18 protein-coding genes and 1 riboswitch are annotated in these 21492 nt (G+C 71.9%); of the genes, 7 read left to right on the top strand and 11 right to left on the bottom strand.

From position 1 onward, the window contains the following. Nucleotides 1-94: 94 nt before the first annotated feature. Nucleotides 95-2593, top strand: a complete 2499-nt coding sequence (locus tag ACFO6V_RS13915) for a glycoside hydrolase family 3 N-terminal domain-containing protein (protein WP_377136308.1) — start codon at nt 95-97, stop codon at nt 2591-2593. A 151-nt stretch (nt 2594-2744) separates the two neighbouring features. Here ACFO6V_RS13915 and ACFO6V_RS13910 read toward each other — a convergent pair whose 3' ends face one another. Both ACFO6V_RS13910 and ACFO6V_RS13905 read right to left on the bottom strand, forming a co-directional pair. After that, a complete protein-coding gene (locus tag ACFO6V_RS13910) occupies nt 2745-4010 on the bottom strand; it encodes an O-succinylhomoserine sulfhydrylase (protein ID WP_377136306.1) in 1266 nt (421 codons plus the stop codon). Next, a complete protein-coding gene (locus ACFO6V_RS13905; RefSeq protein ID WP_377136304.1) occupies nt 4007-4456 on the bottom strand; it encodes a rhodanese-like domain-containing protein in 450 nt (149 codons plus the stop codon). The genes ACFO6V_RS13910 and ACFO6V_RS13905 overlap by 4 nt, the downstream gene beginning before the upstream one ends. Nucleotides 4457-4675: 219 nt before the next feature. On the opposite strand from ACFO6V_RS13905, the gene ACFO6V_RS13900 reads away from it, so the two are divergent. Both ACFO6V_RS13900 and ACFO6V_RS13895 read left to right on the top strand, forming a co-directional pair. After that, on the top strand, nt 4676-5461 hold the full coding sequence (locus tag ACFO6V_RS13900) for a phosphotransferase enzyme family protein (protein ID WP_377136302.1): 786 nt from the start codon (nt 4676-4678) through the stop codon (nt 5459-5461). A 44-nt stretch (nt 5462-5505) separates the two neighbouring features. Beyond that, a riboswitch (SAM riboswitch) is annotated at nt 5506-5619 on the top strand. 31 nt (nt 5620-5650) lie between these two features. Next, entirely contained in the window at nt 5651-7072 is a 1422-nt protein-coding gene (locus tag ACFO6V_RS13895) for an aminotransferase class V-fold PLP-dependent enzyme (RefSeq protein ID WP_377136300.1), read from the top strand. A gap of 48 nt (nt 7073-7120) precedes the next feature. Here the strand turns inward: ACFO6V_RS13895 and ACFO6V_RS13890 are convergent, their stop codons facing one another. Then, nucleotides 7121-8632: an amidase gene (locus ACFO6V_RS13890; protein ID WP_377136298.1), complete on the bottom strand. Its 1512-nt coding sequence runs from the start codon at nt 8630-8632 to the stop codon at nt 7121-7123. A 212-nt stretch (nt 8633-8844) separates the two neighbouring features. Between ACFO6V_RS13890 and ACFO6V_RS13885 the strand changes: the two genes are divergently transcribed. Then, on the top strand, nt 8845-9630 hold the full coding sequence (locus ACFO6V_RS13885) for a mechanosensitive ion channel family protein (RefSeq protein ID WP_377136296.1): 786 nt from the start codon (nt 8845-8847) through the stop codon (nt 9628-9630). Between the two features lie 81 nt (nt 9631-9711). On the opposite strand, the gene ACFO6V_RS13880 is transcribed toward ACFO6V_RS13885, so the two are convergent. The 3 genes from ACFO6V_RS13880 to ACFO6V_RS13870 form a co-directional block, all read right to left on the bottom strand. Next, the gene (locus ACFO6V_RS13880; protein ID WP_377136294.1) at nt 9712-9936 is read right to left on the bottom strand and encodes a hypothetical protein; all 225 of its coding nucleotides are present in this window, start codon (nt 9934-9936) and stop codon (nt 9712-9714) included. Between the two features lie 122 nt (nt 9937-10058). After that, nucleotides 10059-10955: an LLM class flavin-dependent oxidoreductase gene (locus ACFO6V_RS13875; RefSeq protein WP_377136292.1), complete on the bottom strand. Its 897-nt coding sequence runs from the start codon at nt 10953-10955 to the stop codon at nt 10059-10061. Nucleotides 10956-10982: 27 nt separating this feature from the next. Then, the gene (locus tag ACFO6V_RS13870) at nt 10983-11984 is read right to left on the bottom strand and encodes a helix-turn-helix domain-containing protein (protein WP_377136290.1); all 1002 of its coding nucleotides are present in this window, start codon (nt 11982-11984) and stop codon (nt 10983-10985) included. A gap of 63 nt (nt 11985-12047) precedes the next feature. Here ACFO6V_RS13870 and ACFO6V_RS13865 point away from each other — a divergent pair, with 63 nt between their 5' ends. Continuing rightward, complete coding sequence (locus tag ACFO6V_RS13865) at nt 12048-12908, top strand: alpha/beta hydrolase family protein (RefSeq protein WP_377136288.1); 861 nt, start codon at nt 12048-12050, stop codon at nt 12906-12908. 99 nt (nt 12909-13007) lie between these two features. On the opposite strand, the gene ACFO6V_RS13860 is transcribed toward ACFO6V_RS13865, so the two are convergent. The 3 genes from ACFO6V_RS13860 to ACFO6V_RS13850 all read right to left on the bottom strand — a co-directional run bounded on the left by ACFO6V_RS13860 (nt 13008) and on the right by ACFO6V_RS13850 (nt 16773). Further along, nucleotides 13008-13967: a MaoC family dehydratase gene (locus tag ACFO6V_RS13860; RefSeq protein ID WP_377136286.1), complete on the bottom strand. Its 960-nt coding sequence runs from the start codon at nt 13965-13967 to the stop codon at nt 13008-13010. Continuing rightward, complete coding sequence (locus ACFO6V_RS13855) at nt 13964-15331, bottom strand: 3-oxoacyl-ACP reductase (RefSeq protein WP_377136284.1); 1368 nt, start codon at nt 15329-15331, stop codon at nt 13964-13966. The genes ACFO6V_RS13860 and ACFO6V_RS13855 overlap by 4 nt, the downstream gene beginning before the upstream one ends. A 119-nt stretch (nt 15332-15450) precedes the next feature. Further along, the gene (locus tag ACFO6V_RS13850) at nt 15451-16773 is read right to left on the bottom strand and encodes an acetyl-CoA C-acetyltransferase (protein WP_377136282.1); all 1323 of its coding nucleotides are present in this window, start codon (nt 16771-16773) and stop codon (nt 15451-15453) included. Between the two features lie 185 nt (nt 16774-16958). On the opposite strand from ACFO6V_RS13850, the gene ACFO6V_RS13845 reads away from it, so the two are divergent. Both ACFO6V_RS13845 and ACFO6V_RS13840 read left to right on the top strand, forming a co-directional pair. Then, on the top strand, nt 16959-17699 hold the full coding sequence (locus tag ACFO6V_RS13845; protein ID WP_377136280.1) for a TetR/AcrR family transcriptional regulator: 741 nt from the start codon (nt 16959-16961) through the stop codon (nt 17697-17699). Nucleotides 17700-17773: 74 nt separating this feature from the next. Beyond that, a complete protein-coding gene (locus ACFO6V_RS13840; protein WP_377136278.1) occupies nt 17774-19888 on the top strand; it encodes an acyl-CoA dehydrogenase family protein in 2115 nt (704 codons plus the stop codon). A gap of 93 nt (nt 19889-19981) precedes the next feature. Here ACFO6V_RS13840 and ACFO6V_RS13835 read toward each other — a convergent pair whose 3' ends face one another. Further along, nucleotides 19982-20281, bottom strand: coding sequence for a hypothetical protein (locus tag ACFO6V_RS13835; RefSeq protein WP_377136276.1), 300 nt, complete (start codon nt 20279-20281; stop codon nt 19982-19984). Between the two features lie 277 nt (nt 20282-20558). Beyond that, entirely contained in the window at nt 20559-21434 is an 876-nt protein-coding gene (locus ACFO6V_RS13830) for a DUF2599 domain-containing protein (protein ID WP_377136274.1), read from the bottom strand. Between the last annotated feature and the right edge of the window lie 58 nt (nt 21435-21492).

The following is a 21492-nucleotide window of genomic DNA, read 5'->3' as shown; positions in this document are numbered from 1 at the left end:
GGCTTGTGTTATCCAGTGGTCAACAGGGCTTGTGCGAGTGCGAACTCCGGTGTGAGATCGGTAAATCACCTCCCAAGGTCGAGAGGAACCCAGGATGTCTGCCATCCGCGGCACAGCGCAGCACCCCCGCGCCCGCACCACCGCGCTCCACGCAGCAACGGCACTCCTCGCAGCAACGGCCCTCGCCGTGACCCCCCTGCTCGTGCCCACCCCCGTCTCGGGTGCGGCGTCCGCCGCGAACGCCGAGGTGGTCGTGAGTGCGGGTCCGGTCGTCTTCGTGGAGGACGGCGACACCGCGACCGTCACCGTCACCCTCCAGGCGGGCAGCGCGGTCCTCGCCGAGCCGGTCAGTGTCGACTGGCGCACGGGCTCCGGCACCGCTACCGCCGACGCGGACTACGAGGCAGGTTCGGGCACCCTCGAGTTCGCGGCGGGTACGCCGTCAGGCACCGAACGCACGATCACCGTCCGGACCAGGGAGTCCGAGGCGGGTGAGACGGCGGAGACCGTCCCCCTGGCGCTGGCATCTCGCGACGCGGAGGTCACCGCCGAGCCCACCGTCGTCGTCCGGGCGCACGACCTGCCCTACCTGGACGAGCGGCTGCCCGTCGACGAGCGCGTCGCTGACCTCCTGAGCCGGATGACGCTCAAGGAGAAGGCTGGGCAGATGACGCAGGCGGAGCGCGGCAACGTGGCCGGCTCCCCGGCGGTGATCACGGAGCTCGGCCTGGGCTCGATCCTCAGCGGCGGCGGCTCCACGCCCGCCGACAACACGCCGGAGGGCTGGGCCGACGCGATAGACGGCTTCCAGGAGCGTGCGCTCGTGACCCGCCTGCAGATCCCGCTGCTCTACGGCGTCGACTCGGTGCACGGGCACGGCAACCTGGCCGGCGCGACGATCCTGCCGCACAACATCGGGCTCGGCGCCACGCGCGACCCGCTGCTCGTCGCCCGGGCCGAGCGCATGGTCGCCACCGAGACGCGGGCCACGGGCATCCCGTGGACGTTCGCGCCCTGCCTGTGCGTCGTGCGCGACGACCGCTGGGGCCGGACCTACGAGTCGTTCGGGGAGCATCCGGCGCTGGCGAGCGTGCTCGGCGCGGCCGCGGTGCTCGGGTTCCAGGGCTCGCGCCTGGACAGCAGCCGGTCGGTCCTCGCGACGGCCAAGCACTTCGTGGCCGACGGCGACACCGCCTACGGCACCGGCGAGGGCGAGTACACGGTGGACCAGGGCATCACCGAGCAGAGCCGCAGGCACGTCGAGTCCGTGGACCTGCCGCCGTACGCCGCGGCGATCGTGGCCGGCGTCGGCTCGGTCATGCCCAGCTACTCCAGCATGGACTGGACCGACGACGGCCTCGGCAACCCCGTGAAGATGCACGCCCACGACGAGCTGATCAACGGGTGGCTCAAGCGGGACCACGGCTTCGACGGCTTCGTCATCAGCGACTACCAGGGCATCCACCAGATCCCGCCGCTCGCGGCCGACTCGCCCACCACCCAGCAGATCGTCACGAGCGTGAACGCGGGCGTGGACATGTTCATGGAGCCGTCGCAGTTCGAGCGGTTCCACACGCGGCTGGTGGCGGCGGTGCAGGACGGCGCGGTGACGCCCGAGCGCATCGACGACGCCGTGTCCCGGATCCTCGCCGCCAAGTTCGAGCTGGGGCTGTTCGAGGAGCCCTTCGCCGACCGGTCGCACGCCGACGACATCGGCTCGGCAGCGCACCGGGAGATCGCCCGCACGGCGGTGGCGGAGTCGCAGGTGCTGCTCAAGAACAGCCGACGCGCCCTGCCGCTGGACGACGACGACAGCATCTACGTAGCCGGCCGCAACGCGGACGACCTCGGCAACCAGGCCGGCGGCTGGACCGGCACCTGGCAGGGCTTCTCGGGCGAGGTCACCGAGGGCACCACGATCCTGGAGGGCATCGAGGCCGCGGCCGACGACGTCACCTTCAGCGAGGACGCCTCCGCCCCGACCGACGGGGCCGACGTCGGCGTCGTCGTCATAGGCGAGACCCCCTATGCCGAGGGCTTCGGCGACGTAGGCGGCCCCGAGTGGGCCTGGGACCCGGCCGACGGCGGCGTCCCCCGCGAGGAGAAGTCGATGTCCCTGCAGCCCCGCGACGCAGAGATCGTCGAGAAGGTCTGCGCCGAGATCAAGACCTGCGTGGTCCTGATCGTGTCGGGAAGGCCGCAGGTGATCACAGAACAGCTCGGCTCGATCGACGCCCTGGTCGCCTCCTGGCTCCCAGGCACAGAGGGCGACGGCGTAGCGGACGTGCTCTTCGGCGACCGCCGCTTCACGGGCAAGCTCCCGCTCTCCTGGCCCCGCTCAGCCGACGACCCGGTGACAAACGTCGGCGACAAGAACTACGACCCGCTGTTCCCCTTCGGCTGGGGCCTCTCCACAGGCGGCCAGAAGTCGACCCTCGACCACCACCGCCTAGACCTCCAAGAAGCGGTCCTGGACCCGACCCACGGCGTCCCGCCCCAGGCCGCACAGGCAATAGCCAAGTCCGACGTAGCCCTCCTGGAAGGCAAAAAGGCCCAAGCCCTCCGCCTCCTGAAAGAGGCGAGCGAAGACTGACCCGACCTGACCTACGAGGGGTGGGGGAAGGGAAGGTGCGGCCAGCCGTCAAGCCGTAGCGGAGGGCCCCCTGGGGCCCGTGAGCGAGGCCGGCCGCACCTTCCCTTCCCCCACCCCGGACTGGACCGAACCAGACCGGAACCAGAAAAACTCAGCGCCCCGAAGCCAACGCCTGCTCCAGATCCTCGATCAGATCAAGCGTGTCCTCCAGGCCTATCGACAGCCGCACCGTAGTCTCCGCGATGCCGACGACAGCCCGCCCCACCGCACCGAGCTTCCGGTGCGTGGTAGTAGCGGGATGCGTGATGAGCGACTTCGCGTCACCGAGGTTGTTCGAGATGTCGATCACCTGGAGCGCGTCGAGGAACCCGAAGGTCCGCTTCTTCGCGGTCTCGGCGTCCGTGCCCTCCGGCACCGCGAGGTCGAACGTGACCACCGTGCCGCCGCCGCTCATCTGCGCGCGCGCCAGCTCGGCCTGCGGGTGGGAGTCGAGGAACGGGTAGCGCACGGCGCCCACCCCGGGCAGCTCCTCCAGGGCGTGCGCGACGGCGAGCGCGCCAGCGCCCTGCGCCGCGAGCCGCACCGGCAGCGTCTCCAGCCCCTTGATCAGCGTCCACGCGTTGAAGGGCGAGAGCGACGGCCCGGTGTTGCGGATGAACGTCTGCACGGGCCCGGTCACGTACTCGGTGGTGCCGAGGATCGCGCCGCCCAGCACCCGCCCCTGACCGTCGATGTGCTTGGTCGCGGAGTACACGACGACGTCCGCGCCGAGCTCCAGAGGCCGCTGCAGCAGCGGGGTGGCGAACACGTTGTCGAGCACCACGGTCGCCCCGGCGGCGTGCGCGAGGTCGGCGACGGCGCGCACGTCCACGATGTCCTGCATCGGGTTGGACGGCGTCTCGAAGAACACGACGTCGGCCGGCGTCGAGAGCGCCTCCTCCCACTGGGAGAGCACGTGCCCGTCCACGTAGTCGGTGCGCACACCCCACTTCTTGAAGATCTCCTCGAAGATCACGACGCTGGACCCGAACAGGGCCCGGGCAGCGACGATCCGCGATCCGGACTGCACGAGCGCGGCGAGTGACGTGAACACCGCGGACATCCCGGTGGCCGTCGCGTAGCAGGCCTCGGCGCCCTCCAGCAGACGCAGGCGCTCCTCGAACGTGTGGACCGTCGGGTTGCCGTAGCGCGAGTAGACGAACCGGTCGATGTCGCCGGCGAACGCGGCCTCCGCCTCGGCCGCCGAGTCGTAGACGTAGCCCTGCGTGAGGAACAGCGCCTCGCCCGTCTCCTGGAACTCGGTCCGCTGGTGCCCGCCGCGCACGGCGAGCGTCGCGGGTCGCACGTTCCGGGGCAGCGGCTTGCGGCCGGACCCGCCGGGGGTCGCGTCGGCCGGGAAGGCGCCGGTGACCGTCACTGGGCGCCCTCCGTCCAGGGCAGCCCGGCGACCTTCCAGCCCTGCTGGTCGCGGACGCCGTCGGCTCCCGGCGCGCCCTCGAAACCCTCCAGCACGTTGTACGACGGCGCGATGCCGGCCGCCGTGGCGAGCCGCGCCGCGCCGATCGAACGCTGGCCGGAGCGGCACAGGAAGACGACGGGGCCATCGGTGACGCCCGCGGCCTTGAGCTCCTCCAGGAACTGCTGGTTGGGGCGGCCGCCGGCCCGCACCCACTCGCTGAACACCGGCTGCTTCTCGAGCGATGCCGTGTCGGGGATGCCGATCGCGCGCCACTCGCCCTCGGTGCGGACGTCCACGAGGGTGGCGGCCGGGTCGGCGGCGAGCAGGTCCCAGGCCTGCTGGGGCGTGATGTCGCCGGCGTAGCCGTCGGCGGGGTGGGCTTCGATGTGCGCGGGGACGCTCATGTGCTCCTCCATCGGTCGTGGCGGTAGCACCCTCGTCCGTCCTCGCCAGGGGCGGGAACGCTGGGTTGCTGCGGCGTCGTCGTGCCACGTCACTCGGCCGCTCGGGATGGTCGCTGCGATCCTACGACACGACGTCCGCTAGGTGGGATGGTGTCTCGCACACTGGTCGGGGGCTACGGTCGGAGTGTGGATGACGCTGTGGACAAGCCTGTGGAAGCTGTGGATGACGCTGTGGACGAGCTGGAGCTGGCAGGTGGGAACACCACCGGCGTCGTACGGATCGGCGACACGGTCCACCGCGAGGCGGGCCCGTGGACGCCCACCGTCCAGCGGCTGCTCGCCCACGTCCGCGCCGCCGGGATGACCGAGGTCCCCGAGCCCCTCGGCCTCGACGGCCAGGGCCGGGAGATCGTCTCGTACCTGCCCGGCGACGTCCCCGGCTGGCCCGCTCCGGCATGGCTCTGGTCCGAGGGCGTCCTGGCCGAGGCGGGCCGCCTCCTGCGGCGCTTCCACGACGCGACCGCCGGGTTCCCGCGGGCGGACGCCGTATGGCGCCTCCCGGCGACCGAACCCGCCGAGGTGATCTGCCACAACGACGCCGCGCCGTACAACATGGTCTTCCGCGACGGCCGTCTCGCGGGCCTGTTCGACCTCGACACCGCTTCGCCCGGCCCGCGGGTCCGCGACCTGGCGTACCTCGCCTACCGGATCGCGCCCTTCTCCTCGGACGCCTTCGCGGGCGCCACCTACGACATCGGGCACGTGGATCCGATCGCGCGGCTCGACACCCTGACCGAGGCGTACGGAGCGCCGTTCCGGCGTGCGGAGGTGCTGGACGCGATGGCCGGCAGGCTCCGCGACCTGGCGGCCTGGTCGGAGGCCCGGGCGGACGCCGACGGGCCGCCCGAGCTGCGCGAGCACGCCGCGATGTACCGGGCCGACGCCGACCGGATCGCCGCGCTCGTCTCACAGCCGGAGCGACCGGATCGTGAGACCAATATCTGAGACGAGCGTTGACAGGAATTTTGCCGCAGCACAGGATGACGTCAGGTCATGAGTGCCAGCGTCAAGCCCCGGCTCGCTGGTCGGCAACCCTCCTACCGCGGTGGGGTGCCCCGGGTGACGACCTGGCCGCGCGCAGCCGCGCGTGGCAAGCGCGGGGGAACCTCCCCCAGGACTGTGCTGGAGGACGTCATGTCTGCAACCACCCTCGCCCACAACGACGCGGTCGCCGACGTCGCCCCGCTGCGGCCCGTCGTCGGCGGCGCGACCCTCGTCCCGCTGGTGGACGGCAGCCGGGTCCCGTACGCGAACCTCGACGTCGCCGCGTCGGCACCCGCCCTGCAGGCCGTGGCCGACCGCGTCACCCAGGTGCTGCCCTTGTACGCCAGCGTGCACCGCGGCGCCGGGTACCTCTCCCAGGTGAGCACCGCGCTCTACGAGACCGCCCGGCGCACCATCGGGGCGTTCGTGGGCGCCCGCGAGGACGACCTGACGATCATCACGCGAAACACCACCGACTCCCTGAACCTGCTCGCGGGCTGCGTCCCGGCGCAGCCCGACGGCGAGCCCGGCCGCGTGCTCGTCCTCGACGTCGAGCACCACGCGAACCTGCTGCCCTGGCAGCGCGGTACCGACGCCACCGTGCTGACCGGCGGCGCGACGGTTGCCGAGACGCTCGACCAGATCCGCGAGGAGCTGTCTGACGCCGCCGCCGCGGAACGCCCGTTCGCCCTCCTCGCCCTCACCGGCGCCTCCAACGTGACGGGGGAGTCGCTCCCGGTCGACGAGATCGTCGCGATCGCCCACGAGTACGGCGCGCGCGTGGTGCTCGACGGCGCCCAGCTCGTACCCCACCGCCGCATCTCCCTGGAGACCACCGGCGTCGACTACCTGGCCTTCTCCGGGCACAAGACCTACGCCCCGTTCGGTGCGGGCGCGCTGGTGGGCCGCCGCGACTGGCTCGACGCCGGCACGCCCTACCTCGCCGGTGGCGGCGCCGTGCGGCGCGTGCGGGTCGCCGGCACCGAATGGCACGAGGGTCCCGCCCGGCACGAGGCCGGGTCCCCGAACGTCATCGGTGCCGTGGCCCTCGCCGCGGCGTGCGAGGAGCTCGCCGCGCTCGCCCCCGCCGACGTCGCGGCGCACGAGAACGCGCTCCGCCGTCGCCTCGTGTCGGGGCTCGAGGCGATCGACCGCGTCGAGGTCGTGCGCGTGTGGGCCGACGCCGTCGACCCGGTAGGCGTCGTCACGTTCACGGTGACGGGCTACGACCCGGGCCTCGTGGCCGCCTACCTGTCCGCCGAGCACGGGATCGGCGTGCGCGACGGCCGGTTCTGCGCCCACCCGCTGCTCGGCCGTCTCGGGTTCGACGCCGGTGCGGTGCGCGCCTCGGTCGGCGTCGGCACCGCCGGCGAGGAGGTCGAGCGCCTGATCGCTGCGGTCGGCCGGCTGGTGGCCGACGGCCCGCAGGCCGGGTACGACGTCGTCGACGGGCTCTGGGTCGTGACCGACGACCCGCGCCCCGTCCCGGAGGGCTCGGGGCTCGCGGGCCTGCTGGCCACGGCCGCCCTGGGCTTCGACGAGGACTTCGGCTGCCTCCCGGACGCGGACTGACCTGTGTCAGACGCGCAGGTCACGCGAGTGACCTGCGCGTCTGACACGTCAGAGCGGGAACTTCCCCGGACGGGGGAGCTCCGCCTCCAGCTGGGCCGCCAGCGCCAGCAGCGTGAGCTCCCCGCCCGGCCTGCCGATGATCTGCACGCCCATCGGCAGCCCAGCGGGCGCCTCGGGGGTGGCCTCGGTCCAGTGCGTCGGCACGGTGATCGCGGGCAGCCCCGCGACGTTGAGCATCGACGTGAACGGCGTGTACTGGCACTGCTGCTCGAAGTTCCGCTCGGGGTTCTCGGCGTCGTACCACCCGATGGGCCTCGGCGTGAGGGCGAGTGCGGGCGTTACTACGGCGTCGTACGCGCTGATCTGCGCCACCAGGGACCGCTCGAAGGCGGTGAGCGTGCGTACCGCCTCGGCGAGCTGCCGCGCGGGCACCTCGCGACCCGACCGGATCAGCCACTGCGTCAGCGGCTCCAGCCTGCCGAGCGTCTCCGGGTCGTCGATCGGCACCGCGGAGGCGCCGCCCATCCACAGCGTCCGGAACGCCGGCGCGTACTCGGGAGCCTCGGCCAGCGCGGTCTCCTCGACGTCGTGCCCGAGCCCGGACAGCGCCCGCATGCCGGCCTCCAGCGCGACGCGTGCCTCGGGTGACACGCTGATGTCGTAGAACCCGTCCCAGGCCGACGAGGTGGTCACGCCGATGCGTGCGCGGCTGTCCCCCGGCCCGCGTCCGCCCGTTCCCGGCGCGGGCAGCGCCGCGCGCTGGGCCGTCGCCAGGTAGGTTCCGGCCTCGTACGACGGCGCCCGCAGCGAGTAAGGGTGCGCGACGTCGCCCCCGGCGCGCCTCGGGAGCATCGCCTCGAGCAGGAGCGCGGCGTCGGCGACCGTGCGCGCGATCGGTCCGTTCACGACCAGCCCACCCAGCGAGTCGACGCCGCTGCCCGCGGGCAGGAGCCCTCGCGTCGGCTTGAGCCCGACGACGCCGCAGGCCGCCGCAGGGATCCGGATCGATCCGCCGCCGTCGGAGCCGGGGGCGAACGGCAGCATGCCGGCCGCCACCGCCGCTGCCGCCCCGCCGCTCGAACCGCCGGCGCCGCGGGTCAGGTCCCACGGCGTGCGCGCGGGCGGGGCGTGGACCGGCTCGGTGTAGGCAGGGAAACCGAGCTCGGGCGCTGCGGTCTTGCCGAGGCTGACGATGCCCGCGGCATCGAGGATCTGGACTATCTCGTCGCTCTCCTGGGCCGGCGGCAGGTCCGCGAACGCGCGCGACCCGAATCCGGTGGGCACGCCCGCGCGGTTCCACAGGTCCTTGTCGCCGGTGGGCAGTCCCCACAGGCTGCCCGACGCCGGGGACGCGTCACGGCGCGGCCCGTCGCCGTCCCGCAGGAGTGCTGCCGCCCGCTCCCTGGCGAGCTCCGGAGTGACCGTCGCGAAGGCCCCGACGCCGGGGTTCAGCCGTTCCACGCGCTCGAGAAAATGGTCGGTGACCTCGGCAGGGGTGAGCTCTCCGGAGGCGAGGAGGTCGCGGAGCTCGACGGCGGTCCGCTCATGCAGGGCATCCATCCGGCCAGGCTATGTGTTCCGCCGCCGTCGGCCGGGCGCTCGGCTGACGCACGGAGAAAGATCCTGAATGTCTTGATGGTGCGCCGCGGCGGCAAATCCCGTCGCGCAGAATGTGCTTCTGCGGCATATGTTCGTGGAGTGCTGTCACCTTTTAAGGCGCACCACAGCGGTGTGCAGGAGGTGACGAGAAAGATCGCAAGGGGGAGAGAAATATGCCATTCCTGAATACAGGTCTCGTTGTGCCGGGCGCGGTCGACTGGCTGGAGCCGCTCACGAGCGCTCTCGGTGCGATCGCAAGCTTCATCCCGAAGCTGCTCGTGTTCCTGATCGTTTTCCTCATCGGGTACTTCATCGCCAAGGCGGTCGCCCGGTTCGTCGGGATGATCCTGACGCGGATCGGCTTCAACAGGGTGCTGGAGAGGGCAGGGGCCAACAGGCTCCTCGCCGGCTCGGGCATCGAGCCGATCTCGCTGCTCACGAAGATCATCTACTACTTCATCCTGCTGATCACGCTACAGCTCGCGCTGAGCGCGTTCGGGCCCACCAACCCGGTGAGCGCGATCGTGAACGACATAGTCGCCTGGCTCCCGAGCCTGGTCGTCGCGATCGTGATCGTGGTGATCGCCGGTGCCATCGCGAATGCGGTGAAGGACCTCATTCAGGGCTCCATGGGCGGCGTTTCCTACGGCCCGCTCGTCGCGAAGGTCGTCTCGTTCTTCATCATCGCGCTCGGTGTTATCGCCGCGGTGAACCAGATCGGCATCGGTACCACCGTGACAATGCCTGTGCTCGTGGCATTCCTGGCTACCGTGGCGGGAATTCTGATCGTCGGTGTCGGCGGTGCGCTGATCGGCCCGATGCGTTCGCGTGTCGAAGGTGTCCTCGACAACCTGTCGGGTGTCGGCGCCGCAGCCGCACCCGTGGCCCAGCCTGTCGCCGCCCCGGACGGTGCTCCCGGTACGGCGGGTTCGTTCGCGCCGCCGCCGCGCGACGTCTGATCGCCTGACCGGCCGGCACACCACGACGCCGGGGTCGCACCGTCCGTGACGGTACGACCCCGGCGTCGTGTCGTGTGCGACTCAGAAGTCGCGGTTGTCCAGTACCGAGGTCACGCGGGTGCCGTCCGTGCCGAACTCCCGGTTGTCCCCGAACTCCCGGTTGTCCGGAACTGACGTCACGCGTGTGCCGTCGGTGCTCCACTCCCAGATGTCGGCGGCCGTGGCCGACGCAGCACCCAGGACACCGACAGCCGCGGTCAGGACAGCTGCGGCGCCCGCGGCAGCGATTCGTGCGGACTTCTTCATGGTGCGCCTCCTTCGTCGCCGGAAGGGCGGTCCCCCGGCGCGACCACGTTGAGGCAAGGCGCCCCGCGACTCAACGAGTTTTGGCCGACGCCGAATGTCGAGGCCTCGACGGCGCCGGTGTGCTAGGCGCTGGCCAGCAGCTCCTGAGCCGCGCCCACCACCTCGATGAACCGCTCCATGTCCGGCTCGTCCTCCGTCGGCTGGAGGGCCACTGTGCTCGCGCCCGCCTTGCCGTACCGCAGCACGCCGTCGGCCAGCGCCTGAGCGTCGCCCCACAGGGCGTAGGAGCCGAGGCCGTCGTCACCGGCCACGTCCATGCCCCAGGCGGTGAGCTCGGCACGCAGCCGCGTGGCCGCGTCGGGGCCGGTCGCGGCGGACACGTTCTGGATGACCGGGAACGGTGCGGCGGCGTCATGGCCTGCGGCCGCCCGGCCCTCGGCGACCCGCTCGAGCACGGCGGGCAGCCCGGCCAGGCCGACCGAGCCCTCCAGGACGACGCCGTCGCCGATCTCGCCGGCGAGCCGCAGCGACTTCGGTCCGGTGGCCGCCACCGGAACCGGCACGGGCTGGGCCGGCGGCCAGTCGAGCGCGACGTCGTCGAGGGATACGTACCGGCCCGACGTCGTCACCCGCTCACCCGCCAGCAGCGCGCGCAGCGCCGTCGAGTACTCGCGCATGAGGGTCAGGGGCGACGCGGCCTTGGCGCCGACCTGCGCCATCCACGACTGCACGCCGTGCCCGATGCCGGGGACGAGCCGGCCCGGGAACATCCCCTCGACGGTCGCGACCTCCATCGCGGTGAGTGCCACGTTCCGCAGGGGCGTCGGCATGACGCCGATCCCGACGCGGACGTGGTCGGTGGCGGAGAGGATCGCGCTGGCAGCGGAGATACCACCGGTCTGGAAGCAGTCCTCCCACAGCCAGATCTCCTTGATGCCCGCCGACTCGACGGCGCGGGCGAGCGGGACGATGCGAGACGGCGGGGTCGAGGGGCGGATGATGCACGCCAGCGTGGTCATGGACTCACGCTGTCATGGAGCGACCGGTCAGATCCAGCCCTTACGTGCGGCGTGCCAGCCGAGCTGGATGCGGGTCGAGACGCCGGCGACGCCCATCAGGACCTTGACACGTCGCTGCACGGTGCGCAGGGACAGCCCGAGCTGGTTGGCCACCGACTGGTCGGTCAGACCGGCCAGCATGAGCGCGAGGATCCGGCTGTCCTCCTCGTCGAGCTCCGAGGTCTCGGCGCGTTCGCCCGGCGGTGCGAAGGGCGTCGCGTCCCGCCACACGCTCTCGAACAGGGCGATCAGGGCGTCCAGCAGCCCGGACGGATGGATGATCAGTGCGCCCACCAGGTCGGGCGCGAGGTCGGATCCCTCGGTGCCCGCCTCGACGACGGTCTGGATCGGCACGAAGGCGAGCCGGCGGTCGATGATGAACAGCTTGATCGGCACCCGCTCCGAGAACCGCACGTCCTCGCCGTTCTCGATGGCCTCGGCGATGTCGTCCACCCGCAGCACACCGGTGTCGAGGAAGACGCGGTCGACCACCACGCGGTACCGCACGCCGCGGGCGACCGCCTGGTCTTCGGCGGTGTTCTCGTCGGCTGGCATCACGAACACCGGCGGCTTGGTGAACGACTCGACGGTCTCGCGTGCGCCGAGCTGGAGCTGGATGATGCGGTGCTTCACGGCGTCGGCACCGCGCACGACGTCGACGACGTCGGTGGCCGGCCGCAGCGCGGACGAGCGCCGGAACTCCTCCTCGAGCTCGATCAGCTCGACCTGCGCGGCGCGGATCTCGTCCTTGCGCCGGGCGAGCAGCGCGCCCAGCGCGATCTCGGGCGGCGCTGCCTGGAAGCGGGAGTCGTCGGCGCTCTGCCGGGTGGCCAGGCCGTGGCTCTCCAGCGCACGGAGCACGTCGAGCGCGTCGCCGGGGTCGCAGTCGAGGCGGCGACCCAGCTCCGCCGCGTCGAGGGACGGGGAAGCCACGAGGTCGCGGTACGCGAGGGACTGCGACTTCGTCAGGCCGAGCACGTCGCCGAGCATGGGGTCCTCCCGCCGGATGAAGTTCGCAGCGCCCTGGCGAGGATACGGGATACCCTCCGGCACGTGAGCACCGAGGACGTGAGGCTTCCCGCGGACGACGGCGAGTCGGTCGCCGCCCGCTGGTTCCTGCCGGACGGCGACCTGGTCGGCGTCGTGACGATCGCGCCCGCGATGGCCATGCCGATGCGGTTCTACCGGCACCTCGCGGCCTGGCTCGCGGAACGCGGTTTCGCGGTGCTGACCTTCTCGTACCGCGGTTCGGAGCCCGAGCTCTACGGCCCGATGCGGGACTCGTCGGCGACCGCCCTGGACTGGTACCACGACGCGGAGCTCGCGGCCGGGCACGCCCACGCCCGGGCGGACGCCGCCGGCGTCCCGCTCACCTGGGTGGGGCACTCGTTCGGCGGCCAGAGCCTGGGCTTCCTGTCCGACGTCGGCGTGGACAGCTGCGTCATGGTCGCCTCGGGGACGGGCTGGCGGGGCAAGGCCGTGCCGATGATCAAGCGCTGGTCGCCGCTCCTGTGGCGAGCCATAGCGCCCGTGGCGATCGCCGCCGTCGGCTACTACCCGGGTCGGCGCCTCCGGATCCTGGACGACCTGCCGGCCGGCGTCATGCGGCAGTGGGGGCGCTGGTGCCTGCACCGGGACTACCTGTTCAGCGAGCACCCCGAGCTGCGGGACCGGTTCGTGAAGGTGCAGACGCCGGTCACCGCCCTCTGGACCGCCGACGACGAGCTCATCTCCCCGGAGTCGATCCGGTACTGGAGCAAGGAGTTCCCGAACGCGCCGATCGAGTTCGTCGAGCTGCGGGCTGCCGATCATGGCCTGAGCCGGATCGGGCACTCGGGCTTCTTCCGGCCGAAGCGGGCGATCCTCTGGGAAGAGGTGCTCCTCCCCGTCCTCCCCACCTCCTCCGCGAAGTAGAGCGCTTGTCCGGACGCCCGCTCTACCTCGCGCGCCGTGCTGCGCCGAGATAGAGCGGGCGTCCGGACAAGCGCTCTACTTCGTGGATCCCTGGGGTGGTCAGAGGGGGGTGACGGTGCCTCGGAAGTGGCGGGTGTTCTTGCCAGAGCGCCAGCCCTCGTAGACGAAACCAGCTCCCTCGGTCGAGCCCACCCCGTTGGTCGAGCTTGTCGAGACCTCCGAGGCGTAGCGGATCGCCACGTCTACCGTGCTCGGGAGCAGGACCGGCTTGAAGAACTCGACGGTCCACTCGTACGTCTCGCCGCGGCGTGCGGGTCCTACCTCGGCCAGCGCCCGGGCCGCGGTGTACATCCCGTGCGCGATCGCCCGGGGGAACCCGAACGCCTTGGCGCCCAGGCTCGACGTGTGGATCGGGTTCTGGTCGCCCGAGATCGCGCCGTAGGCCCGGCCCGTGCCGGCGCCGAGCTTCCAGCGTGCGGTCGGCAGGGGCGCCGTCCACTCCTCGCGCGGGGCTTCAGCGTCGGGTGCTGCGCCGTCGGGCGCCCTGAAGCCCTTGGCGAGGTACGTCGACACGCTCTGGTAGGCGAGCTCGCCGCCGACCAGCACCTCGGCGACCAGGTCCACCTGGACGCCGCGGCGGTGGGCCCGGGCGTCCTGCGCCCAGGCCCGCACGGTCAGGGCGTCGCCGAGCCGCACCGGCCGGAGCACCCGTGCGGTGTTGCGCAGGTGCACCATGCCGAGCAGCGGCAGCGGGAAGTCGCCGCGCACCATGACGGCGGTCGCCAGCGGGAACGCGAGCACGTGCAGGAACCCGGCGGGCAGCACCTCGGACGACGGCTCACCGAGCAGCCGCTGGTACGCCGCGAGGTGCGCCACCTCGCCCGCGGTGTCGACGTCCGCCACCTGGTATGCCAGCTTGGGCAGCCGGACAGCGCCCTTCGGGCGCTTGCTCGCGGAGCCGGCGAGGCCCTTGGCGAACAGGCCGCCCAGCCTCGGCAGCTGGGCCAGCTCTGTCACGTCGTACGACGCCGGTGCTCCCGGAACTGTCAGCTCTGTCATTTGCCCAGCATGGACTGGCCGCAGACGCGCAGCACCTGTCCGTTCACGCCGCGAGCCACCGGGGACGACAGGAAGGCGATGGCCTCCGCGACGTCGATCGGCAGACCGCCCTGCTGGAGCGACGGGATGATGCGCCGGCCCACCTCGCGCGTCGCGAACGGGATCGACCGGGTCATCTCCGTCTCGATGAAGCCCGGCGCCACCGCGTTGGCCGTGCCGCCCAGCTCCGCCACGAGCGGCGCGGTGGCGGCCGTGTGGCCGATCACGCCGGACTTCGAGTACGCGTAGTTGGTCTGGCCCTTGTTGCCCGCAATGCCCGACGTCGAGGCCAGCGACACGATGCGCAGCCCCTCCACCCCGGCGGCCAGCAGCTGCTCGTTGATCCGCAGCTGCGACGCGAGGTTCACCGCGATGACGGCGTCCCACTGGGCGGGCTTCATGTTCGCGAGCAGCTTGTCGCGCAGGATGCCCGCGTTGTGCACCAGGATGTCGAGGCCGCCGAGGTGCCGCGTCGCCTCCAGGATCTTGGTGCCCGCGTCGGCGGCGGTCACGTCGAGCTGCACGGCGGTGCCCTTGATCTCGTTCGCGACGGCGGCCAGCGACTCACCGGCGGCCGGCACGTCCACGACCACCACCTTGGCGCCGTCCCGGGCCAGGGTGCGCGCGATCGCCGCGCCGATGCCGCGTGCGGCACCCGTGACGACGGCGACCTTGCCGGCCAGCGGCTGCTGCCAGTCGACGTCGTCGAGGTCGTCCGCCGGACCGACGGGGAGCACCTGGCCGTCGACGTACGCCGACTTGGCGGACAGGAAGAAGCGGAGCGCGCCGAGCGCGGAGATCGAGTCGGCGGCGGCACCACCGGTGAGCTGCACGCCGTTCGCCGTGGCGCCGGCCCGCAGCTCCTTGCCCACCGAACGCGTGAAGCCCTCGAAGCCGGCCCGGGTGGCGGCGACGGCCGGCGAGTCGCCGGCCTCCGGCGCGCGGGAGATGACTACCACCCGGCCGTTGCCCGCGAGCCTGCGGAGCGTGCCGCCGAGGGTGAGCACCGCCTCCGAGACGGCCTCCGGGGACTCGGCGGCCGTGCCGACCAGCACGACGCCGCCCCAGCGGACGTCGTCGGCGCCCTCGGTGGAACGACGCACGTCGACGTCCCACGATCCGAGTGACTTGGCGATCGCGTCGGCGTCGCCGGCCGAGGCGCCGTCCGACACGACGAGCACCGGGCCCACCGTGAGCGGGGCGTCGGCGGCGTAGCGGCGCAGGATCGCCGGGCGGGGGAGGCCCAGCTTCTTGGCGATGGTCTTGGTGAAGCCGCGGTTCACGGCCACCGTGTACTTGTCTGACGGGGCGGGCTGGTCAGCCACGAAATTCCTTCCGATCTGTGGAGCGAGGGTCAGGCAGTGTCGTTTACCGTCTGAGCCCGTTGCTTCGCTACGGGCGAGTGCCCCGTTCCTCGGCCCTCACCCTTCGCTGCGCGCTGGGCTCAGACGGACTCGACGACGGCGACTGCGCCGAGGCCGCCCGCCGCGCAGACAGAGATGAGCGCGCGTGCCGGACGGCCGGTCTCGGCGGCCTTGGCGGCCACCAGCTTCGCGGCGGTGGCGATGATGCGTCCGCCGGTCGCCGCGAACGGGTGGCCCGCCGCGAGCGAGGAGCCGTTCACGTTGAGCTTGCTGCGGTCGATCTTGCCGAGCGCGCCGTCGAGACCGAGCTCGGTGCGGCAGTACTCCTCGTCCTCCCACGCGGCGAGCGTGGTCAGCACCGTGGAGGCGAACGCCTCGTGGATCTCGAAGAAGTCGATGTCCTCGAGGGTCAGGCCGTTGCGGGCCAGCAGACGCGGCACGGCGGCGGCCGGCGCCATGAGGAGCCCCTCGTGACCGTGCACGAAGTCGACGGCGGCCGTCTCGGCATCCACGAACTTCGCCAGGATCGGGAGGTCGCGCTCCTCTGCCCACTCGCGCGAGGAGAACAGGACGGCGGAGGCGCCGTCGGTCAGCGGCGTGGAGTTGCCGGCCGTCATGCTCGCCGGCTCGGCGAGCTTGGTGCCGAACACCGGCTTGAGCTTCGCGAGCTTCTCGAGGGACGTGTCGGGACGCAGGTTGTCGTCGCGGGTCAGGCCCTTGTACGGGGTGACCAGGTCGTCGAAGAAGCCGGACTCCCAGGCGCGGGCCAGGTTCTGGTGCGAGTTGAACGCGATCTCGTCCTGCGCCTCGCGCGACACGCCCCACTTGGCGGTCGTGATCGCCTGGTGCTCGCCCATGGAGAGGTGCGTGCGCGGCTCGCCGGTACCGGGGGTGGCGGGGGCCAGGTCCTTCGGGCGGACCTTGAGCAGCGCCTTGATCTTCGCGCTGGTCGTCTTGGCGTGGTTCGCGTCCAGGAGTGCGGCGCGCAGGCGGTCGCTGACGACGATCGGCGCGTCCGACACGGTGTCCGTGCCGCCGGCGATCGCCGACTCGATCTGGCCCAGCTTGATCTTGTTGGTCACCGCGATGGCGGCCTCGAGACCCGTGGCGCACGCCTGCTGTACGTCGTAGGCGGGCGTCGTCGGCGACAGGGAGGAGCCCAGCACCGACTCGCGGATCAGGTTGAAGTTCTTGCTGTGCTTGAGGACGGCGCCACCCGCGACCTCGCCCAGGCGTTCGCCCTGCAGGCCGAACCGGGCGACGAGGCCCTCGAGCGCTGCGGTGAACATGTCCTGGTTGCTGGTCCGGACGTACTTCTTGCCGGCGCGGGAGAACGGGATGCGGTTGCCGCCGATGATCACGGCTTCGCGCGTGGACGGGACGGGGGAGGGGGTAGTGGACACGTCGCTGTTCCTTCTCACTTCGTCGTCGGGCAAGTGGCTTCGTAGATCGAGCCTCGTCGAGGCCAGGACAGGCCGCTACCCGGTTCGCACCCGGGGTGGTGCCCAGGACTCACAGTACCTGATACTCTCAGTCTCGTGAGACGAATCACAAGACCTCTAGCGAGTCACGGTGGGGAGGCGGACCGATGAGCATCGGAGTCGACGGTCGTTCGACCCGCTGGGACGACCACCGCACGGCACGCCGGGCGGAGCTCGTCCGGGCCGCGCGCAAGGCTGTGCACCGCCTCGGACCTGCTGTCTCGATGGACGAGATCGCCGCCGCGGCGGGTACGTCGAAGTCAATCGTCTACCGGTACTTCGACGACAAGGCGGGCCTGCGGCTCGCCGTCGCCGAGACCGTGGTGATGCAGATGCACGACGCGCTGCGCGCCGCGGCGCAGCGCGCGGACAACCCTGAGATGGCGCTGCGCGAGATGGTACGGGTCTACCTCGAGATGATCGAGAGCTCGCCCAACGTCTACTGGTTCGTCACCCGCACCGCCATCGGCGGCAACGAGCCGGCGCCGGTCGAGAGCGGACGTCGTGGCCGTCGTGCCACGGCCGCCGAGGAGGCGGCCGACGCCGCCGTCCCGACGACGCCGGTCGACCTGCACCCGCTGGGTGCCTACCTCGACTCGGTGATCGAGCTCGTCGCCGAGCCGTTCGCGCGGGCCACCGACGTCCCCCAGGCCGATGCTGCCGCCTGGGCGGCCGGCGCCGTCGGCTTCGTGCGGGGCTCCGGCGAGTGGTGGCTCGGCCACCGCAACGTCGAGTCGAGCCCGCTGACCCGGGAAGAGCTCACCGAGCGCGTGACGCTCTGGCTCTGGACCGGCCCGGTGGGCGTGCTGCACCACAACCGTCCTGGTTCCGCACCAGTTACCGCCTGACCCCGAACGCTCTTCGACCCACCCTCCCGAAACCCAGCACCTGGCCCGCCGGCCGAAATACCGAGGAGAACCCGATGACGACCACCTCCGAGCCCGTGACCACCCCCACGGCCACCGAGGCCGCTGCGCCCGCACCCGTGGCGACCCGGCCGGCGTCGGGTACCCGCGTGGACGTGCCTGCCCTGGAGCAGATGCTGCTCGGCCGCTGGGCCGAGGAGCGTGCCGAGGCTCGGCACATGGTGGCCACGCACCCCGAGCTCTGGAAGCGGGAGGGGATCACCAAGGAGGAGCACCGGGAGATCGCCCTCGCCCAGATGAAGCAGATGGTGCCCTACGGCCACGTCCTGCGGGCGTTCCCGGAGCGCCTCGGCGGCCGCGCGCAGGCGGGCGCCAACCTCGTGGGGTTCGAGGAGCTGGTCGCCGCCGACCCGTCGCTGCAGATCAAGGCGGGTGTGCAGTGGGGCCTGTTCGGCTCCGCCATCCTGCACCTCGGTACCGAGGAGCAGCAGGACCGGCTGCTTCCCGGCGCGATGGACCTGAGCGTGCCCGGCGCGTTCGCGATGACGGAGACCGGCCACGGCTCCGACGTCGCCTCGATCGGCACGACCGCCACGTACGACCCCGAGACCGAGGAGTTCGTGCTCAACACCCCGTTCCGCGGGGCGTGGAAGCAGTACCTCGGGAACGCGGCGAAGCACGGCGTCGCGGCGACGGTGTTCGCCCAGCTGATCACCAACGGCGTCGACCACGGTGTGCACTGCTTCTACGTGCCGATCCGTGACCCGCAGACCATGGAGTTCCTGCCGGGCGTCGGTGGCGAGGACGACGGCCAGAAGGGCGGCCTCAACGGCATCGACAACGGCAAGCTGCACTTCACGAACGTGCGCGTGCCGCGGCAGGACCTGCTCGCCCGCTACGGCCAGGTGGCCCCGGACGGCACCTACACGTCCACCATCGACAGCCCCGGCCGCCGGTTCTTCACCATGCTGGGTGCCCTGGTGCAGGGTCGCGTATCGCTCGACGGCGCGGCGATCTCCGCGGCGAAGATCGGCCTGGCGATCGCCACGAAGTACGCCGACCAGCGCCGCCAGTTCTCGCCGTCCGCGGGCGCCGACGAGCTGACGCTGCTCGACTACGCCACGCACCGTCGCCGTCTCTTCCCGCGGATCGCCGAGGCGTACGCGATGCACTTCGCGCACGACGAGCTGCTCGACATGTTCGACGCCGTGTTCTCCGGCCGCGAGGACACCCCGGCCATGCGCGAGGACCTCGAGACGACGGCCGCCGCGCTCAAGGCGACCTCCACCTGGTACTCGCTGGACACGCTGCAGGAGTGCCGCGAGGCCTGCGGAGGTGCCGGCTTCCTCTCGGAGAACCGCTTCACGAGCCTGCGTGCCGACCTCGACATCTACACCACGTTCGAGGGCGACAACCACGTGCTGCTGCAGCTCGCGGCCAAGCGCCTCGTCGGCGACCACGGCAAGCGGATGGCCGACGTGGCGAAGTCGCCGGGCGGCGTGGCGAGCATCGTCGCCGGGCAGGCCAAGGACGCGGTGCTGCACAAGCTCCCGCTGAAGCGGCTCGGCCAGACCGTGGCCGACGGCGGCCGTGCGCGCGCCGCGGGCCGCCTGCTGGACGCGGAGGTGCAGCGCGAGCTGATCGCCGGACGCTTCGAGGGCATGGTCGCCTCGACCGCGATGGGCATGCGCCCCGCGCTCAAGGCCGACTCGATCCGTGCACAGGAGATCTTCGACGACAACCAGGTGAGCCTCATCGGGTCCGCCGCCGCGTGGGCAGAGCTGGTGCGCTGGGACGCGTTCACGAAGGCCATCGGCAAGGTGTCCGACGCCGGCACCCGCAAGGTCCTCACCCTGCTCCGCGACATCTACGGGCTCACGACCATCGAGCGTCACCTCGACTGGCACCTGACCAACGGCCGCCTCTCGACGGGCCGCGCCAAGGCGGTGACCTCGACGATCGACCGGATGCTCAAGGAGCTCCGTCCCCACGTGCTCGACGTCATCGACGCCTGGGGCTTCACGCAGGACCACCTGCGCGCCCCGATCGCCGACGGCTCCGAGAAGGTCCGGCAGGACGAGGCGGCCGCGTACTACCGCCAGCTGCGCGCGAGCGGCACGGCACCGGTCAGCGAGAAGGAGCTGCGCAAGCGGGACGCGAAGAGCGCCTGACGGCGTCGCGGCCGCGGCAGGCGAGGGGTCTCGAAGGGCTCGACCACCGGTGGTCGAGCCCGTCGAGACCCCTTCGTCATGCTCCGGGCAGGGTCACGCGGCGTCGGGTACCGCCGCCACGACGGGCACGGGAAGCTGCTGCACGGGAGCCTGGACGGGCTCGTTCGAGGGCTCGTCGTCCTCGGCCCCGCGCGCGAGCGGCCCGCCGAGCGTCACGGGCTCGCCCGGCTCCGTCGTCGGCTCAGGTGTCGCCCGCACGGCGAAAAAGGTGCCCGCCAGCCCGAGGAGGGCGGCGAGCACGGCGAGCGGTACGAGCTGGTACGCGACGGTGTATCCGAGCAGTGCGCCGCAACCTACCGCGACGACTGATCCACGGACTAGTACACGGGTCATCAGGAGCCTCCCTGCCAAGGTATCTCCGAGGAGCAATGCCTGACCCCAGGGGACTCCCGTGGATCGCTGGGCGCCTGCGGATGGCGGTCGGACGCCTGGTGCACACGACCACATGAGCGGGGTCCGGCCGAGCTGGGGCTCATCAGATTGTGTGGCGAGCCTGCCTCGCCTCGTTTCCAGGAAACCTCAAGCCGGGCACCTTCGCACGCCGAACCGCGACGTCGATGGTCACGAACAGGTCACGGCGCGGGTCGCCAGGACTGGTTGCCCGTCGTGATCACACGGGGTTGCACTGGGCGGTGGCGGTGAGGATCAGCCCGACGTCGGGCCGCCAAGGTTCGAGGTTCCACGTGGACTTGTCGGGTGCCCCCACCGCGTGGCACACGAGCTGGTCGCCCATCGTCGAGGTGTCCGCGTCCGGCTCGGCGGCCACCAGCTGGGTGCGGATCAGGTCCAGCCCCGCCTGGCCGGCGTACCGCGCCCAGTCCGTCGGGTCGACGGCGAGCGAGCGTCCGCCCTCGTTCTCGCCCCAGGTCGCGCTCTCGATCGCCTGTGTCCCGACCACGAACGTGACGGGCAGCAGCTCGGCCCGGTCCGTGGGCGCGGGGGACTCCGACTCCTGGAGCGGCGCGACCGGTTCGACCTCCACGAGGGCGTGGGTGGCGTCGACGTCGGTGACCTCGATGCGGGGCGCGTCGTCCTCCGTGTCCGACGGCGGTGCGGGCGGGCCGATCGCCGCGACAGGGTCGCCGTCGCCGTCCAGCACGGTGATGCTGCCGTCCGTGTCGACGTCGAGTGCGCCGGGGGACGCGAGCGCGAGGCGTGCTGAGCGTCCGGGGGCGAGCGTGAGGGTGACCGTCCGGGTGCCCGGTCCGTCCTCGTCCGCCCGTACGTCGGCGGCCTTCAGGGTGACGACCTCGAGGACCACGTCGCCCAGGGTGACCGTGGTCGTGCGCTGCTCGGGCCGGCCGCCGGCGGGTGTCTGCGACCGTCCGGGTGGCTGTGCCGAACGCGTCGCCGTGGGCGTCGGTTCCGCGTCCGCGCCCCGTGCGCCGCCTGCCCGGTCGGCGAGGCCGCAGCCGCTCAGGGCGAGGAGCGTGGCCAGTGCGACGCACGCGGCGAGGGGCGACTGGGCGGCTCGTCGGATCGGCACCTCCCCATTGTGCGGGTGATCGACACGGGACGGCGCGCTGGGTGGCGCGTGTCGGCGT

The sequence above is a fragment of the Promicromonospora alba genome, assembly GCF_042654905.1.
Lineage (GTDB): Bacteria > Actinomycetota > Actinomycetes > Actinomycetales > Cellulomonadaceae > Promicromonospora > Promicromonospora alba.
Note: the sequence above shows the minus strand (reverse complement) of the source record. Positions and strands in the feature narration are given on the sequence as shown.

What these genes read in the sequence shown, in the direction of transcription:
- ACFO6V_RS13915 (WP_377136308.1), top strand. Translation starts at nt 95, where the DNA reads ATGTCTGCCATCCGCGGCACAGCGCAGCACCCCCGCGCCCGCACCACC.
- ACFO6V_RS13905 (WP_377136304.1), bottom strand. Translation starts at nt 4,456, where the DNA reads ATGAGCGTCCCCGCGCACATCGAAGCCCACCCCGCCGACGGCTACGCC.
- ACFO6V_RS13895 (WP_377136300.1), top strand. Translation starts at nt 5,651, where the DNA reads ATGTCTGCAACCACCCTCGCCCACAACGACGCGGTCGCCGACGTCGCC.
- ACFO6V_RS13890 (WP_377136298.1), bottom strand. Translation starts at nt 8,632, where the DNA reads ATGGATGCCCTGCATGAGCGGACCGCCGTCGAGCTCCGCGACCTCCTC.
- ACFO6V_RS13885 (WP_377136296.1), top strand. Translation starts at nt 8,845, where the DNA reads ATGCCATTCCTGAATACAGGTCTCGTTGTGCCGGGCGCGGTCGACTGG.
- ACFO6V_RS13880 (WP_377136294.1), bottom strand. Translation starts at nt 9,936, where the DNA reads ATGAAGAAGTCCGCACGAATCGCTGCCGCGGGCGCCGCAGCTGTCCTG.
- ACFO6V_RS13875 (WP_377136292.1), bottom strand. Translation starts at nt 10,955, where the DNA reads ATGACCACGCTGGCGTGCATCATCCGCCCCTCGACCCCGCCGTCTCGC.
- ACFO6V_RS13870 (WP_377136290.1), bottom strand. Translation starts at nt 11,984, where the DNA reads ATGCTCGGCGACGTGCTCGGCCTGACGAAGTCGCAGTCCCTCGCGTAC.
- ACFO6V_RS13860 (WP_377136286.1), bottom strand. Translation starts at nt 13,967, where the DNA reads ATGACAGAGCTGACAGTTCCGGGAGCACCGGCGTCGTACGACGTGACA.
- ACFO6V_RS13845 (WP_377136280.1), top strand. Translation starts at nt 16,959, where the DNA reads ATGAGCATCGGAGTCGACGGTCGTTCGACCCGCTGGGACGACCACCGC.
- ACFO6V_RS13840 (WP_377136278.1), top strand. Translation starts at nt 17,774, where the DNA reads ATGACGACCACCTCCGAGCCCGTGACCACCCCCACGGCCACCGAGGCC.
- ACFO6V_RS13835 (WP_377136276.1), bottom strand. Translation starts at nt 20,281, where the DNA reads ATGACCCGTGTACTAGTCCGTGGATCAGTCGTCGCGGTAGGTTGCGGC.